Annotated in this window: 15 protein-coding genes and 1 tRNA gene; 7 read left to right on the top strand and 9 right to left on the bottom strand. The window is 70.1% G+C overall.

The window, feature by feature from the left end; translation table 11 throughout:
- The first annotated feature begins 30 nt into the window (after window positions 1-30).
- The 4 genes from AAH979_RS33565 to AAH979_RS33550 all read left to right on the top strand — a co-directional run bounded on the left by AAH979_RS33565 (window position 31) and on the right by AAH979_RS33550 (window position 3,756).
- The gene (locus AAH979_RS33565; protein ID WP_346262146.1) at window positions 31-573 is read left to right on the top strand and encodes a hypothetical protein; all 543 of its coding nucleotides are present in this window, start codon (window positions 31-33) and stop codon (window positions 571-573) included.
- Entirely contained in the window at window positions 570-1,754 is a 1,185-nt protein-coding gene (locus AAH979_RS33560; RefSeq protein WP_346262145.1) for a peptidoglycan-binding domain-containing protein, read from the top strand. The genes AAH979_RS33565 and AAH979_RS33560 overlap by 4 nt, the downstream gene beginning before the upstream one ends.
- Window positions 1,755-1,816: 62 nt before the next feature.
- Window positions 1,817-2,533 (top strand): ABC transporter ATP-binding protein, encoded by a 717-nt coding sequence (locus AAH979_RS33555; protein WP_346262169.1) that lies wholly within the window; start codon window positions 1,817-1,819, stop codon window positions 2,531-2,533.
- Window positions 2,533-3,756: an ABC transporter permease gene (locus AAH979_RS33550; protein ID WP_346262144.1), complete on the top strand. Its 1,224-nt coding sequence runs from the start codon at window positions 2,533-2,535 to the stop codon at window positions 3,754-3,756. Before AAH979_RS33555 ends, AAH979_RS33550 begins: the two co-directional genes overlap by 1 nt.
- Window positions 3,757-3,820: 64 nt before the next feature.
- Here AAH979_RS33550 and deoD read toward each other — a convergent pair whose 3' ends face one another.
- Window positions 3,821-4,528 (bottom strand): purine-nucleoside phosphorylase, encoded by a 708-nt coding sequence (deoD, locus tag AAH979_RS33545; RefSeq protein WP_346262143.1) that lies wholly within the window; start codon window positions 4,526-4,528, stop codon window positions 3,821-3,823.
- 76 nt (window positions 4,529-4,604) lie between these two features.
- Here deoD and AAH979_RS33540 point away from each other — a divergent pair.
- Window positions 4,605-4,694: transfer RNA gene (locus tag AAH979_RS33540), tRNA-Ser, on the top strand.
- Window positions 4,695-4,766: 72 nt separating this feature from the next.
- Here the strand turns inward: AAH979_RS33540 and AAH979_RS33535 are convergent.
- From AAH979_RS33535 to AAH979_RS33505, 7 genes are all read right to left on the bottom strand, one after another.
- Window positions 4,767-6,041, bottom strand: a complete 1,275-nt coding sequence (locus tag AAH979_RS33535) for a site-specific integrase (protein ID WP_346262142.1) — start codon at window positions 6,039-6,041, stop codon at window positions 4,767-4,769.
- An 11-nt stretch (window positions 6,042-6,052) separates the two neighbouring features.
- Entirely contained in the window at window positions 6,053-6,256 is a 204-nt protein-coding gene (locus tag AAH979_RS33530; RefSeq protein WP_203863821.1) for a helix-turn-helix domain-containing protein, read from the bottom strand.
- Between the two features lie 364 nt (window positions 6,257-6,620).
- The gene (locus AAH979_RS33525; RefSeq protein ID WP_346262141.1) at window positions 6,621-8,576 is read right to left on the bottom strand and encodes a DUF3987 domain-containing protein; all 1,956 of its coding nucleotides are present in this window, start codon (window positions 8,574-8,576) and stop codon (window positions 6,621-6,623) included.
- Window positions 8,577-8,611: 35 nt separating this feature from the next.
- Complete coding sequence (locus AAH979_RS33520; RefSeq protein WP_346262140.1) at window positions 8,612-8,902, bottom strand: hypothetical protein; 291 nt, start codon at window positions 8,900-8,902, stop codon at window positions 8,612-8,614.
- A 374-nt stretch (window positions 8,903-9,276) separates the two neighbouring features.
- Entirely contained in the window at window positions 9,277-11,478 is a 2,202-nt protein-coding gene (locus AAH979_RS33515; RefSeq protein ID WP_346262139.1) for a cell division protein FtsK, read from the bottom strand.
- A gap of 98 nt (window positions 11,479-11,576) precedes the next feature.
- Window positions 11,577-12,389, bottom strand: a complete 813-nt coding sequence (locus tag AAH979_RS33510; protein ID WP_346262138.1) for an ABC transporter permease — start codon at window positions 12,387-12,389, stop codon at window positions 11,577-11,579.
- Window positions 12,389-12,649: a DUF6284 family protein gene (locus AAH979_RS33505; protein ID WP_346262137.1), complete on the bottom strand. Its 261-nt coding sequence runs from the start codon at window positions 12,647-12,649 to the stop codon at window positions 12,389-12,391. The genes AAH979_RS33510 and AAH979_RS33505 overlap by 1 nt, the downstream gene beginning before the upstream one ends.
- Window positions 12,650-12,837: 188 nt before the next feature.
- Between AAH979_RS33505 and AAH979_RS33500 the strand changes: the two genes are divergently transcribed.
- Together AAH979_RS33500 and AAH979_RS33495 are read left to right on the top strand one after the other, a co-directional pair.
- A complete protein-coding gene (locus tag AAH979_RS33500) occupies window positions 12,838-13,749 on the top strand; it encodes a GntR family transcriptional regulator (protein WP_346262136.1) in 912 nt (303 codons plus the stop codon).
- A complete protein-coding gene (locus tag AAH979_RS33495; protein ID WP_346262135.1) occupies window positions 13,746-14,282 on the top strand; it encodes a kinase in 537 nt (178 codons plus the stop codon). The genes AAH979_RS33500 and AAH979_RS33495 overlap by 4 nt, the downstream gene beginning before the upstream one ends.
- Window positions 14,283-14,401: 119 nt before the next feature.
- Here AAH979_RS33495 and AAH979_RS33490 read toward each other — a convergent pair whose 3' ends face one another.
- On the bottom strand, window positions 14,402-14,620 hold the full coding sequence (locus AAH979_RS33490) for a DNA-binding protein (RefSeq protein ID WP_346262134.1): 219 nt from the start codon (window positions 14,618-14,620) through the stop codon (window positions 14,402-14,404).
- Window positions 14,621-14,696: the final 76 nt, after the last annotated feature.

Genomic DNA, 14,696 nt, shown 5'->3' with positions numbered 1-14,696 from the left:
ACCGCGCCGGCCCACGGAAGGAGTTGTGCCATGCGCCGACGAATGTCGGGCATCTGGCTGGCCCTCCCCCTCCTCGGCCTGGCGCTCGCCGGCTGCGCCAAGGCCGACGAGGGGCCGGGGGTGGCCACCGCCCAGGGCGGCGCCGGAGCCGGACCTACCGCCAGTGCCAGCGCCGCCGCGCTGAGCGACGAGGACCGCCGCCTGGAGTTTGCCAAGTGCATGCGGGAGAACGGGGTGGAGATGCCGGATCCGGAGCCGGGTCAGGGCGGGATCCGGATCCAGCGGAACCCGGGTGACGATCCGGCCAAGACGCAGGCGGCGATGGAGAAGTGCCGCCACCTGCTGCCGAACGGCGGCAAGATGGAACTCAACCCGGAGCAGGTTGAGCAGTTGCGCAAGATGGCGAAGTGCATGCGGGAGAACGGTGTGCCGGACTTCCCGGACCCGGGCCCGGACGGCACCATGCAGCTCGGCCAGGGCAACGGGATGAGGATGAACGACCCGAAGTTCCAGGCCGCGATGGAGAAGTGCCGGGGCGAGTTCCCGGTCCGGATCCGAGGTGGTGGCGAATGACGGCGGGCACCTCCGTGACCGAGACCGGCCCGTCTCCGGACGGGTCGGCTCCGGCCATCGCCGGATCGGGCGACGCCACGGGGGCGGTTCCGGCGGCCGGGAGCCGGCCGGGGCGGCGACGCCGGGGCGGCCGGGGCCGGGCGGTGGCGGTGGTGACCACCGCCGCGCTGGCGGTCGCCGCCGGAGTCGCCGCCGCCGTCGGCTTTGGCGGTGACGACCCGGGTACGGCCACCGCCAGCAACCTGCCACCGGCGAACGCCCAGGTCACCCGCCAGACGCTGATCGACTCGGAGACCGCCGACGGCGAACTGGGGTACGGCGAGACCCGTACCGTGGCGGCCCGGAAGGGGGGCACGATCACCTCGATCGCCGCCGCCGGTGCCCGGGTCACCCGGGGCAAGCCGCTCTACTCGGTCGACAACCAGAAGGTGGTGCTGCTCTACGGCGGGCTGCCGGCGTACCGGACGCTGCGCTCCGGTGACAGCGGCGAGGACGTCGAGCAGTTCGAGAAGAACCTGAGCGCGCTCGGCTACGACGGGTTCACCGTCGACGACGAGTACACCTCGGCCACCGCCGAGGCGGTGCAGGAGTGGCAGGAGGACCTCGGCCTCGACGAGACCGGCCGGGTCGAGTTGGGCCAGGTCGTCTACGCCACCGGCGAGGTCCGGGTGGACAGCACCGAGGCCGAGGTCGGCGACGCGGTGCAGCCCGGCGGCGGGGTGCTCAGCTACAGCGGTACCTCCCGGGTGGTCACCGTCTCGCTGGACGTGGACGACCAGCGGCTGGCCAAGCGGGGCGCCAAGGTCACGGTGACGCTGCCGGACGGCAAGGAGGTGGCCGGCACCATCGCCGCCACCGAGACGGTCATCGAGACCGGGGACGAGCAGAACGGGCCGGAGACCAAGATCGAGGTGACCGTCACCGCCGCCGACCCGAAGGCGTTGGCCGGGTTCGACAGCGCCTCGGTCGACGTGGCATTCACCGCGGCCCAGCGGGAGAACGTGCTCACCGTTCCGGTCGCCGCGCTGCTCGCCCTCGCCGAGGGTGGCTACGGCGTCGAGGTCGTCGAGGGCGACGCGACCCGGATCGTGGCGGTGCAGACCGGGATGTTCGCCTCCGGCCGAGTGGAGGTGACCGGCGACGGGCTGGTCGAGGGGGCGACCGTGGGGATGCCGAAGTGAGCCGGGACCTGGCGGCGTCGGGTACCGCGCTCGCCGATCCACCGGCCGGCACCGACGGGGTCGTGGTGCTCGACCGGGTCACGAAGGTCTATCCGGGCGGCGTTACCGCACTCGGTGGCGTCACCCTGACCGTCCGGCCGGGCGAGCTGGTGGCGATCGTCGGGCCCTCCGGCTCCGGCAAGTCCACCATGCTGCACCTGATCGGCACCCTCGACCGGCCGTCGACCGGCACCGTGCACATCGACGGGTACGACGTGGCGAAACTGTCGGACCGGCAGCTCTCCGCGCTCCGGTCGTCCCGGATCGGGTTCGTGTTCCAGCAGTTCCACCTCGCGCCGGGCGTACCGGTGCTGGACAACGTGGCGGACGGGCTGCTCTACGCCGGCGTACCCCTCGGGGAGCGGCGGCGGCGCGCGGAGGCCGCGTTGGTCCGGGTCGGGCTGGGGCACCGGCTCGACCACCGGCCGCACGAACTCTCCGGCGGCGAACGGCAACGGGTGGCGATCGCCCGGGCCGTGGTGGGAAACCCGGCGCTGTTGCTGGCCGACGAGCCGACCGGCAACCTCGACTCGACGTCCGGGGCCGGGGTGCTGGCGCTGCTGCGTGAGCTGAACGCCGCCGGAACCACGGTGGTGGTGATCACGCACGACCGGGAGATCGCGGCGAGCCTGCCCCGGCAGGTGCAGATGCGCGACGGCCTGGTGCTGTCGGACAGTGCTGCCCACGGTGGGCCCGGCAGCGGCCGGTTCGCGCCGATCGCGTCGAACGGGGCAGGCTGATGGCCGGGGGGAACGGCGGGGCACGCACCCGGCTGGTACCGGCCCGGATGCGGCCCCGCGACATCCTCCGAGTCGGCGGCGTCGGGCTGCGTACCCGGCCGCTGCGGGCGTTCCTCTCCGCGCTCGGCATCGCGATCGGCATCGCCGCGATGGTCGCGGTGGTCGGCATCTCGTCGTCGTCCCGGGCGGAACTGGACCGGATGCTCGACTCGCTCGGCACCAACCTGCTGACCGTCGCGCCCGGCAACACCATGTTCGGTGACGCGGCCCAGTTGCCGGAGGAGTCAATCGCGATGATCGGCCGGATCGGCCCGGTCCAGCAGGTCTCCGCCACCGGGCAGCTCTCCGAGGCCCGGGTGTACCGCTCGGATCAGATCCCCGAGGTGGAGAGCGGCGGGATCGCCGCCCGCGCGGCCCGGCTGGACCTGATCGACACGGTCGGGGCGACCATGGCCAGCGGTACCTGGCTGAACGGGGCGACGGCACGCTATCCGGCCGTCGTACTCGGGGCGACCGCGGCGGAACGGCTCGGGCTCGGCAAGGCCGGACCGGACGTACAGGTCTATCTCGGCAGTCGGTGGTTCACCGTGGTCGGGATCCTGGCACCGGTACCGCTGGCGCCGGAGCTGGACCTCTCCGCGCTGGTCGGCTGGGAGGCGGCCGCGTCGTACCTGGGCTTCGACGGGCACCCGACCACCGTCTACACCCGCTCGGCCGAGCAGTCGGTCGAGGCGGTGCAGACGGTACTCGGCGCCACCGCCAACCCGGAGGCGCCGAACGAGGTCAAGGTGTCCCGGCCGTCCGACGCGCTGGAGGCGCAGCAGGCCACCGACGAGGCGTTCACCGGGCTGCTGCTCGGGCTCGGCGCGGTCGCGCTGCTGGTCGGCGGGGTGGGAGTCGCCAACACGATGGTGATCTCGGTGCTCGAACGGCGGGCCGAGATCGGGTTGCGCCGCTCGCTCGGCGCGACCCGGGGGCAGGTACGCACCCAGTTCCTCGCCGAGTCGCTGCTGCTCTCCGCCCTCGGCGGAGTCGGCGGAGTGCTGATCGGCATCGGGGTGACCTCGGGCTACGCCCTGTCCCGGGACTGGCCGACGGTGGTACCGAGCTGGGCGATGGTCGGCGGGGTCGGTGCGACCCTGCTGATCGGCGCCTTCGCCGGGCTCTACCCGGCGATCCGGGCCGCCCGGCTGGCCCCGACCGAGGCGCTCGCCACGCCGTGAGGAGGCGACCGGGTCAGGGGTACGGGCTTTCGCTTGTACTCCCGACCCGGTCGCGTCGTCTCCGTCAGGCGACGATGGTGTCGAGGGCGATCTCGACCATCTGGCTGAAGGTCTGCTCGCGCTCCTGGGCGGTGGTCTGCTCGCCCCGCTTGATGTGGTCGCTGACGGTCAGCAGCGTCAACGCCCGCGCCTTGAACCGGGCCGCGATCGTGTAGAGCGCCGCCGACTCCATCTCCACCGCCAGCACGCCGTAGTCGGCAAGGGTGTCGTAGAGACCCGGACGGTCGGTGTAGAAGGCGTCGGTGGCCAGGATCGGGCCGACCCGCATCGCGATGCCACGCCGCTCGGCCACCTCGACCGAGGTACGCAGCAGCCCGAAGTCGGCGACCGGGGCGTAGTCGATCAACCCGTCGAACCGCATCCGGTTCATGCTCGAGTCGGTCGACGAGCCGCTCGCCGCGATCACGTCCCGGAGCTGGAGGTCCTCGCTGAGGGCCCCGCACGAGCCGACCCGGATCAGCGACCGTACGCCGTACTCGTTGATCAGCTCGTGCGCGTAGATGGAGGCGGACGGCATGCCCATGCCGGAGCCCTGGATCGAGACCTCGGTGCCGGACCAGCGGCCGGTGAAGCCGAGCATGCCGCGCACCGTCGAGTAGCACTTGGCGTCCTCGAGGTAGGTCTCCGCGATCCACTTGGCCCGCAGCGGGTCGCCCGGCATCAGGACCCGCTCGGCGATCTCACCGGGCTTGGCGCCAATGTGCGTACTCATGTGAGGTGATCCTGCCAGGTCGCTCCGGCCGATACCGCCGCGACGTCGCCCCGGTGCGTCGGGTACCCTACTCGGCGGTGGTGTGTCCGAGTGGCCTAAGGAGCACGCCTCGAAAGCGTGTGAGGGTTCACGCCCTCCGCGGGTTCAAATCCCGCCGCCACCGCCACTGAGCAGGCAAAACGCCCGGCAGGTCGGAAACGACCCACCGGGCGTTCGGCTTGCGGTCTCAGTTTTGGTCTCAGTTGCCGCTCAGGCGGCCGGTACGCCTACCCCCGGCGGCGCGCTGGTCGTCATCGTCGGGCGGATCCTTCGGGGCTTCCCAGAGCAGCCCGCCGACCCGCTTCGCGATGTCTCGGCGGACCTGTGTCGTCAAGTGCTGGTAGCGGACGGCCATGGCGGAGTTGGACCAGCCCATGATGCCCATCACGGCCCGCTCCGCCACGCCGAGGATCAGCAGCACCGTGGCGGCCGTGTGCCGGGCATCGTGTAGCCGTCCGTCCCGGAGTCCGGCCAGCTTGAGCATCCGCTTCCACTCGTCGTAGTCGGTCCGTGGGTTCACCGGCTCGCCGGTCGGCGTGGCGAACAGCCAACCGCCGTCGCACCAGAGCTGTCCGGCGTTCTGGCGCTCCTGGTCCTGCTCGTCCCGGTGCTTCCGGAGCAGAGCCACCAGCTCGTCGGGAAGCCCGATGCTGCGGCGCCCGGCACGTGACTTCGTGTCGGCGGTAGCGGCCCGGGTTGGCTGCCGATCGGGGCAGTGTCCGCCGTACTTCCGGCCGCACGGTTCGGCGCAACCGTGCCGCCACTTCGGGCGTTGCCGACCACGGCGTACGACGAGGGTTCCGGCGTCCAGGTCGACATCTGCCCACTTCAAGCCGAGGGCTTCGCCCTGACGGAGGCCGAGGGCAAGCGCGATTGCCCATCGGGCGCTGTTCCGTCGTGACGATGCCGCTGTCATGAGTCGCTGTACCTCCGCAACCGAATAGGGCTCGATCTCCTCGTCGGAGAGGCGTGGCGCCTTTGCCAGTGAGGCGGGATTGCGGGTGAGGTGACCTCGGCGCACAGCCTCATTGAGCGCCGTTCGGATGGTTCGATGGGCCTGGTGCGCGGTAGCCGGCGCGCTCCCCTTCTCCTGCATCCGGGCGTAGAACCGTTCAAGGTGTTCCGGTTCCAGGCGGTCAATCCGGTGGGCGCCGAGACCGGGGATCAGGTGCCGGTTCACGGCAACGCGGTAGCCGGCAATGGTGTTCTCGCGCACGGATGGAGCGGCGATGTTCTCGACCCAATGCGTGAGCCAGGTCTTCACCGTCCAGCGCTGCCCAGCCTTGCGAACCGTGCCGCTGTCCCGGTCCCGTTCCAGTTGGCGAACCTTTTTGGTAACGGCCGCCTCGGTCTTACCGCGAACGTGTCGCCGGTCCGGGGTGCCGTCGTCCTTGGTACCTACCGTGACCCGTCCGTGCCACGAACCGTCGGCGCCCTGGTAGATGCTGGATGCTCCATTGGGCTTCCGTCGCATGTATGCCTCCCTCAGGCAGCCGGGGTCATGGGCTGGTCGAGCAGGGTGGTTACGTATTCGTCCAGGCAGCGGACGGGTACGCGGCGAAGTCGGCCGATGGTGACGGAGCGGATCTCGCCGGTCATCACGAGGGCGTACATGGTGGTTCGGCCAATGCCGAGTCGCTTCGCGGCTTCTTCGATGGTGAGTACGACGCGGTTGTCGGCGGTGCTCACGGATTCCTCCCCGGTCGGTATTGCGGTGGAGCGGGTGTTGCCTGCCTTCATTGCCGTGTGGAGCGCCTTTCGGCTCAGGCTGGTCTTTCGAGGGGCGGTGAGTGCGGGCGGTGGGGCGGGCTTCTGCCGGCCCGCTCAGATCGCCGTAGAGCGCCGTTTGATAGCCGGCCGGCGTGATAGGTAGGGCCGGCTCGGCTATGGGCCGTTGAGCGGGTCGTGTCTCGGGCCGATGGGACCGGCGTCCGACTGGCGGGCGCGGTCGGGGCGCCCGGTGCGGGCCGAGTGCTCTGGCCACAATGGCCACAATGGCCAAAATCCTGCTCGGCCCCGGATATTGGCCATTCTGGCCATTCTGTCCACGGGGTCACGCTGGCCTCCGGCTGGCCGAGCCGGGCATCCCGTGGACAGTGCCGGCGCTGCGGTGGACCTCGGGATGCACCAGGAAGGAAGGCGAGGCAGGACGGCCGGCGCCGGTACGGGCCGGCGGGTCGAGCTGGCGGAGGTAGCCATGGATCTCCAGCAGCGACAGCACCGGGTCGAGGTCGGCGGCGCTCGGGATCTGGCTCCGTACACCCCGGTACAGCTCTCGTTTCGTGAACGTGGTGGCGGTGGTGCGTTCGATCCAGGCCAGCACGAGCCGGGCGTACCGGGTGCTCTTGTCGGCGCCCATGTCGTCGAAGGCGGCCAGGGCGTGCGCGGCGAAGTAGGCGCCGAGCAGGCCGGCCCGCTCGACCGTCTCTGCCTGGATCGGCTTCCCCCATCCGTCGCGTAGGTGCTCGGCGAGGTGAATGAGTCCGGCCAGTCGGACGACGGCCCCGGTGTACTTGCTGCCCCAGTCCACGACGTGTCCCCAGGCACCACCGGGAGCAAGGCGCGGCTCTACCTGGCGTTCGATGTCCAACACCCGCTCGTTGGCCTCGGGGGTGAGCGGCAGTACGGCCGGATCGGTCCACTCGGCGAGGGTCATCACCAGGGCGCCGAGGTTGGCCGTGTAGGCGCTGGCTACCTGCTCCGTCACCGGATCGGCGCCGACTTTCCGCCGACCGACGGTGTTTTCCGGCAGGCTGAACAGGATCCGCGCCAGGAGACCCTTACCGCGAAATCCCGGCATGTCCGCGATATCGCGCAACACGTCGGGCTGTACGGCCAGGCCGAGCGTGAGCGCCGGGTGCTCGACGTGTTCCGGCGCGCGGGAGCGCCGGTTGACCCGGAGCATGTCTCCGGCATGGCCCTTGAGGAACACTTCCAGGTTGGGGGTGCCGGAGTAGCGGCCGGCGATGGTGGCGAAGATGCCGCCTTCCGGCGAGAGGACGGCCAGGCGTCCGCCCTGCTCGGCCAGTAGCGAGGCGGCTTCTTCGCTGGTCACATCATCGGCGACGAGTTGCGGCAGTACCGGGACGGTCACGGCGTCGGCGTTCATCGCGGCGGCGGTCGCTTCCGCCAACAGCGTGTCCCGTCCGGACTGGTCGGCGTTCGCTGCGGCGTTCGCGGCCTTTTCGGCTGTCTTTCCGGCGACGCGGGCGGCCAGCTCGGCTTCCACAATCGCGGGCTTGGTCCGCTCCACCAACGCCTTCTCGGCAGCCAGGAGCGGCCCGATCATCGCGGCGAACACCGCCGACTTTCGCGACCCTGGAGGCAGTACGACGACCGTGAACAGGTTCGTTGGTTCGCGCCATGAGCCGCGTACCTCTACCTCGGCGCGGCCTCCGGCGGCGGTGGAGAGGGCGGCCAGGGCGATGCAGCCCGCCAGGTCGACCGGGGTTTGGGTGAACTCCGCGACGCCGTACACCATGTCGGCGACCCATTCGGGCAGGACGTAGCCGGGGAAGTCAGGGAGGTGTCGCCGGTCGCCGAGCGGGATGAGTGGCGACCACTGCGAGCCTGCGGCGGCTTGATCGAGGATGGCGCGGCCGGTGGCAACGATTTCGGCGACGTCGGTGTCGGTGCCGGCCCGTTCGGCGATGTAGGCGCCGAGGTCGGCAACCTGGCGGCGGCGGGCGTGGTCGGCAACGATCCGGGCGTAGTGGCTGGCGTTCGCGGCGGTCGGTACGGACTGGATCAGCGTGTGCAGGTAGGGCGCTCCGCCGACCTTGCCGAGATCTCCGGACTCGGCGAGGCGGGCGGCCAGGGCGATCGGGTCGACCGGCTGGCCGGTGGCGTGCATGGCGCACAGCGCTTCCCACAGCCGACCGTGCACGGGTCGGTAGAAGTCGGCCGGTGCGAGCGTGCCGGCCAACTCGGCGACCACGTCCGGAGCGAGGAGCGCGGCGCCGATGACCGCCTGTTCGGCGTTCAGGTCATGCGCGGGTGCTCGGGTCACGAGGAGAGTTCTCCCTTCAGTGGGCAGCGGGTCAGTCAGGCGGAGCGGCGTGGTCGTGGTCGGCCGGCGACGGCGGCGCGGGTGACGGCCTGGCGGAGGTCGGTGAGCAGGCTGGCGAGTTGCCGGCGGGCGGCGGGTTCGGTGGCGGCCAGGGCGACGCGTACGCGGATTTCGGCGTGTTCGCGGCCGTTGTCGGTGCGGACGCGGGTGAGGACGGCGCGGCCGTGTTCGGGGAGGTCGACCAGGATCGGTGCTGAGCGGTGTTCGCCGAGGTTGCAGCGGTGGTCACGGGCGCACCAGTCGGTGTGTGGCAGGTGCCGGTTCATCGGGTGCCGTTTCGGTGTTCGCGGCGGATCTCGTTCCAGACGTGTCGGCCGATGCGGATGCGGCGGCCGGTGCCGTCGCAGCGGTTGCAGTGCCGGTAGGTGCGTCCCCGGCCGGCACCGTGGCAGCGTCGGCACCGTCCGAACGGCGAGACAGCGCAGACTCCGAGGTAACCGAGCGTTATGAGGATGGGGATCGGGCAGAGCAGGCTAGCGATGATCGCGGACGGGTCCACGGGTGCCTCCAGGGCCGGTTTTCGGGCGTGTGGGGCTGAGGGCGCTAGGTCGCTAGCGTCCTGGCAGGGATGAAGATCGAGGGCTAGCGGTGCCGCTAGGTCTAGCTGTGCCGAGGGCTAGACCTAGCGGCCCGCTCGGGGTTATCCGACCATGCGTCGCCGGTTACGAACTGCTACAGAATTAGCAAGGTCCTCGCGGTGGATGCCCTTACGATTGGCGCCTTTGCCGGTGGTTGGGTCGGTGCCCCAGACCTGTCGGCCGACGGGGATGCGGTGGGGCTTGAGTGCCGCCGCGAGTTGGGCGGGTTCCCATCCGCCGTAGGTGTCGGGGCGCAGCTCGGCCAGCCGGGCGACGACGGTCTCTGACCACACTTTCGGCTCGGTGGCCGGTACGACGGTGAGGATGTCGTCGAGCAGGGTGTCACCGGCGCTGGTGACCTGCTCCGGGGCCTGGCCGATGGCGTGCCCGGTCAGGGTGCCCGCCTTCTGCCGCAGCGCCAGGGCACGTGCCACGACGGTTTCGACGTGCGCGGTCTTGGCGAAGTTCGTCCGTACGGTCACGGCTTCTTCGACGGCGCCGGAGTCGTCGGCGCCGAGCAGGATGCCGACGCCCTTGTGGGCGCGCTGGAAGCGGGAGGAGTCGTAGCCGGCCGGGTAGGAACCGGCGCCCAACACCGCCTCGGAGGACTGCCACGTCATGGTCTTGAGCGCGAACCGGGTACCGATGTTGTCCCGCAGGTCGGTCGGGACGGCCTTGCCATCCGGCTTCTGCGTCGCCAGCAGGATCATGATTCCGACCGACGGGCCAACCTTGCACAGCTCCGTCAGCAGCGACACGATCTCATCCCCGTGTACGGCGTGGCCGGAGTAGCGCTGGAATTCGTCGATCGCGACGAGGACCGGCCACAGCTTGAGTGACCGCTTCTCGGCAATTTCCCGGGTCACCTTGGATTCCGGGCATAGGTCCGGGGGCAGGGTGGCGATGGTGTCGTAGCGCCGGTTCATGTCCACGACCAAGGCGCGTAGATCCTCTACGAGGGCTTCCACGGTCTCGTCCCGGACGCCGTACCCGGCGCGGTGGGCGATGCGCTCGAATGCCCGCCAGTCCTGGCCTCCCTTGCCGTCGTAGACGTGCAGTTCCACGATCGGATCCAGGGCAGCGGCTAGCACCGGCAGCCGCGCGGCGAACGTCTTGCCCATGCGCGGGATCGCACCAACGAGCAGCGACGTGAACATGAGCAGCAGCGGGATTGGCCGTCCCCGCTGGTCCTGGCCGAACGGGAACGGGGTGAAGATGTCCACGCTCCCCCGGTCGATCAGCGGCCACAGTCCGGACGGCTTTGCGTACGGGTCCTCGTCCGCCACCCACAGGGACAGTCGGCGGGCGGAGCCGGAGGTGCCGCGTACCCGCTCCGGCCACACCTGGACCTCGTCCAGGTCGAGGCCGGCGGCCAGCTCGGTCCGCTTCTTGATCGCCTTGTCGGCGGTGGTGGTGTACGGCAGGTCGACCACGGCCCGCCAACCGGGTCCGTCGCGCATGATCGGCATCGGGAAGGTGATCGGGTCATCGACCTTGCACAGGCCGGCGGCCAGGAATGCCCGGGTCACGACATCGGCCGATAGCTTCCGGGCGCGTGGGGTTACTGCGGCCACGTCCAGCAGCGGCTTGTCCTTCGGCGTGCCCGCTAGGCCGAAGAGGGCCACCGCTCCGGCGAGAATGGCCCAGCGTTGCCATGAACCGGCCAGGGCCATCAACACCGCGACCGTCGGTACGCCGAGGAGCAGCACGGCCGTGACCACGATTCCGCGCCACCGTACCCGCGCATCCCGCTGCCGGGACAGCTTCAGGTACAGGTCGGCGTCTTCGCGGCGGACGGCGGCCAGCCGGACCGGGATGCCTTCGGCGTCGGACACCCACCGGACGGTGGCGGCCAGGACGCGGGCCACGCCGAACGGTGCCCGCCACACCAGCCGGAGCGTGTACTTCGGTGAGCGGGTGAGGTGGTAGAGGCTGACGTGGGTGTAGTGCGAGAACACCCACCGGCCAGCCGTGACCAACTCGACCCGGGACCGTAGCCACGCGGGGACGATCGGCCGGCGGGTCGCGGTCTTGCTCGCCAGCGCCGACGCGAACGCCGACGGTGCCGGTACGTGGGGCGGGTCGACCGGTGGCGGGGTGTCGGTCTCCTGGTCGTCGGCTTCGTCGTCAAGTTCGACGCTGAACGACGTCACGCTGTCGGTGGGCTTGCGGCGTCGGGCGGCCAGGTCGACGACCTCGGCATCGGCGGACAGGTCCGCTTCGGCGGCCGTCCAGTCGAACCGATCATCGTTGGGGGAGGTCATGATTGGTGTTCCTCCATCAGGGGTTTGGTGATCTCAGATGGCAGGGCCGGCGGCGCGGCGAAGGTTTGCGAGGCCAGAGGCCGCGCCGCCGGGCGAAGTCAGGACTCGTCGCGGGTGTGCAGCAGGTGGGCCAGGGCAGCGCCCATGCCGAGCACCGCGACCGGTAGGCAGGCAACGAGGGTGGTGATCCACCACGGGGCCGAGGTCACCCCGGCGGACTCCATCAGGTGATACGCCACCTGTCCGGCGGCGCCGAGCAGCAGCGACCCGATCGCCGACCAGGCCGCGAACCGGCGTGCCCGCCGGGGTACACCGTCGCCGGACAGCCACGCCCGCAGCGCGTAGGCGGCGTAGGCTTCGACGCCGACCGGCAGGGTGATCGCGGTGTTCAGGGAGAAGCTGTCCCAGATGCCCGGCAGCGGGTGAACCACTCCGAACCCGGTGAGTTCGCCGAGTCCGACCCACCCCGACCAGATGGCGACGAACGCGGGAGCGGCCAGCAGCAGCAACACCCACGACCGCATCGGCTTCCGCACCGCTGGAACCGGGTCGGTGGTGATCGTGGAACCTGGGTGTCCGGCCACCGCGACCGGCGCAGATGCGTCCGGCTCGTTGACCGGCTCGGCGGGGGTCGGTGACGGTTCGGGCTCGGTCGTCGGCTCGGCCGGAACCGGGTCCACCGCCCGACCCGGCGGGGTTTCCACCGGGGCCGCAGTGGGCGGGGCGGTGCGGGTGAGGTCGGCGGTGGTGAGGGCTTCCCGTAGCGCGGTGGCCTTCGGGGAACCCACCCGCAGCTCCCGCATCAGCAGGTTCCGGGACGGGACTCGGCCGAGCTTGTCGGCCAGGGCGCGGGCGGCCGGGATCAGGTCTTCGACGGCGCGGGGGTAGGCGCTCAGGGTCGGCGTGGTCATCAGGCCACCGCCTTCCACACGCGCGGCGCCTCGGTCAGCAGCTCGCCCAGGGCGGCGGCTTCCCGCATCACTCGCTGCTCGGCCCGGCGGATCCGGCGCCGGTCCAGCGGCGACGGGCCACCGTCGGCGTTGAGCGCGGTGATCTCCGCGTCCAACAGTGCCAACTCGGCCTCGATCAACGGCCACTCACGCTCGATCTCCGCCAGGTCGTCGGCGGTAGGTCCGGTGTTGATCGGATCCGGGGTGGGTGTTGCCAGCATGTCGCGTCCTCCAAGACACGTCGGCCAGGTCGACGGGGGGCGACCCGTCCGGGCTGTTGCCCGGGCCACGAAGCTAACAACTGATATGGCAACAGGTCAACTGTTATGAGCATCCAAAGATCAAAGACCGTCCCTGACCTGCAACGACTCGTCCTAACATCTGTTAGGCGGATGGTCCAACTGATAGGATGCCGTGGCGCGGCCACCTGCGGCCGGACGCCACCGTGACGGAAGGAACCCCCGGGATGTCGTCCCCTCAGTCCAGGCTCAACCGACCGGACTCGCTTCACCAGCAGGTAGCGCGGAACCTGCGCAACGACATCGAGGCAGGCGTACTCCGCAACGGAGACGTCTTGCCATCCACGCGTGAACTGGCCGAGCGGTGGGGAGTCAGCGTCTTCACGATCTCGGAGGCAATGAAGCTCCTGGCCGACGAAGGGCTGATCATCAGCAAGTCCCGATCGAAACGGATCGTGAACGCCCCGGACCAGGCCCGGAGCAACGAGATTCGGCTACGAACACCCCGTGTCATCTTGATCGGCGGATACGCCGGCAGCGGCAAGACCGAACTGGGCCGGATCCTCGCCCGGGAGACCGGCTGGCCGATGCTCGACAAAGACACCCTCACCCGACCCGTCGTGGAAGCCGCTCTAGAGGTTCTAGGGCAGTCTCCGAACGACCGTGAGTCGGCCGACTACCTGACCAAGATCCGGCCACGGGAGTATGAAGCGCTGGCAGCAGCGACGAACGAAAACGTCGCGTGCGGTAACAGCGCCATCGTGACCGCGCCGTTCATCCGAGAGTTCAACGACACAGCATGGGTCGACCGGACCCGAGCAAGCCACGCAGCCCTGAACGCCGAAACCACGCTCGTGTGGGTGTACTGCGACGCGGACACCATGCACACCTACATCCGGCACCGGGGAGCAGCCCGAGACGCGGCCAAGCTTGCGGACTGGCCTCACTACCTCGGACAGATCGACGTGACCTTCCGGCCCGCCGCACCTCACGCCCTGGTCGACAACTGCGCATCCGGCGTACCGCTCCAAAACCAGGCGCGGGAGCTGCTCACCACGATTCTCGGCGGAGCGTCGGCGTGACGCGCGGCATCATCCTCTACGGCCCGCCGGCAGCAGGCAAAGACACCATCACCCGACACCTGGAAGCACTACACAACCGGTACGTGTTGTTCCCTCGCCTCAAGGCGGGGCGAGGCCGTACCACGGGCTACCGGATAACCACCCTGGCCGACATCGAGGCGCTACGCCGGCAGGACGGCATCATCTGGGAGAACCACCGGTACGGCGCCACTTACGTCCTTGATCGGCCAGGGCTCACGGCGAGGCTCGCCGAGCATGTTCCGGTGCTACATCTCGGCCAGGTCGAAGGCGTCCACGCCGTCACCACTGCCATCCCCGACACCCGATGGGTCATCGTTCACGTGTGGTGCCCCCGGGGTGTCGCAGAGATACGGATCAGGGAACGGGGTACCGGGGACACCGCCGAGAGGCTGAAAGCCTGGGACGAGACCAAACCGATCACGGACATGGCCGACCTAACCATCAACACTCTCGTCACCAGTCCCGGGGACGCCGCCCGGCAGATCGACAGCTACGTAAACACCGTCGGCTAGAACGGCGCAGGTTGCTGCCCCTCGCCAGGCGTCTCATGCCGCCTAGCCTCTTGCTTCATGCCGGGCGGGTAACGGCGGTCCATGGTCTCGGAGTCGGGCCGCTTGCGTCTGGCGGCCACTCAGCCCTCCGGTGGCGGTGGTTCGTCCGCGCCCCTGGCCTTCCAGGGCTGATGCTCCTCGATCCAGCGCTCTACGTCCTCGGCCCACCAGACCGCGCCACCGGCCAAGCGGTCCACGGGCTCTGGAAAGTCGGGCCGGCTGGTCAACTGGACGACGCGGACGCGGGAGACACCAAGGCGCTCCTGTAGCTCCGCCGAGCCGTACAGCTTCCGGACCATGCCCGTAGCTTCCAGACGACACCCCCTTACGGACTTGGAAGCCCCACGCCCCTCACTCGTATGCGCAGCCAAATCA

It is taken from the genome of Plantactinospora sp. ZYX-F-223 (assembly GCF_039649625.1).
GTDB lineage: Bacteria > Actinomycetota > Actinomycetes > Mycobacteriales > Micromonosporaceae > Plantactinospora.
The sequence above is the reverse complement of the archived record's forward strand: the minus strand, read 5'-3'. Positions and strand labels throughout refer to the sequence as shown.

What these genes read in the sequence shown, in the direction of transcription:
- AAH979_RS33535 (WP_346262142.1), bottom strand. Translation starts at nt 6,041, where the DNA reads ATGCGACGGAAGCCCAATGGAGCATCCAGCATCTACCAGGGCGCCGAC.
- AAH979_RS33500 (WP_346262136.1), top strand. Translation starts at nt 12,838, where the DNA reads ATGCCGTGGCGCGGCCACCTGCGGCCGGACGCCACCGTGACGGAAGGA.
- deoD (WP_346262143.1), bottom strand. Translation starts at nt 4,528, where the DNA reads ATGAGTACGCACATTGGCGCCAAGCCCGGTGAGATCGCCGAGCGGGTC.
- AAH979_RS33490 (WP_346262134.1), bottom strand. Translation starts at nt 14,620, where the DNA reads ATGGTCCGGAAGCTGTACGGCTCGGCGGAGCTACAGGAGCGCCTTGGT.
- AAH979_RS33565 (WP_346262146.1), top strand. Translation starts at nt 31, where the DNA reads ATGCGCCGACGAATGTCGGGCATCTGGCTGGCCCTCCCCCTCCTCGGC.
- AAH979_RS33550 (WP_346262144.1), top strand. Translation starts at nt 2,533, where the DNA reads ATGGCCGGGGGGAACGGCGGGGCACGCACCCGGCTGGTACCGGCCCGG.
- AAH979_RS33560 (WP_346262145.1), top strand. Translation starts at nt 570, where the DNA reads ATGACGGCGGGCACCTCCGTGACCGAGACCGGCCCGTCTCCGGACGGG.
- AAH979_RS33520 (WP_346262140.1), bottom strand. Translation starts at nt 8,902, where the DNA reads ATGAACCGGCACCTGCCACACACCGACTGGTGCGCCCGTGACCACCGC.
- AAH979_RS33515 (WP_346262139.1), bottom strand. Translation starts at nt 11,478, where the DNA reads ATGACCTCCCCCAACGATGATCGGTTCGACTGGACGGCCGCCGAAGCG.
- AAH979_RS33505 (WP_346262137.1), bottom strand. Translation starts at nt 12,649, where the DNA reads ATGCTGGCAACACCCACCCCGGATCCGATCAACACCGGACCTACCGCC.
- AAH979_RS33510 (WP_346262138.1), bottom strand. Translation starts at nt 12,389, where the DNA reads ATGACCACGCCGACCCTGAGCGCCTACCCCCGCGCCGTCGAAGACCTG.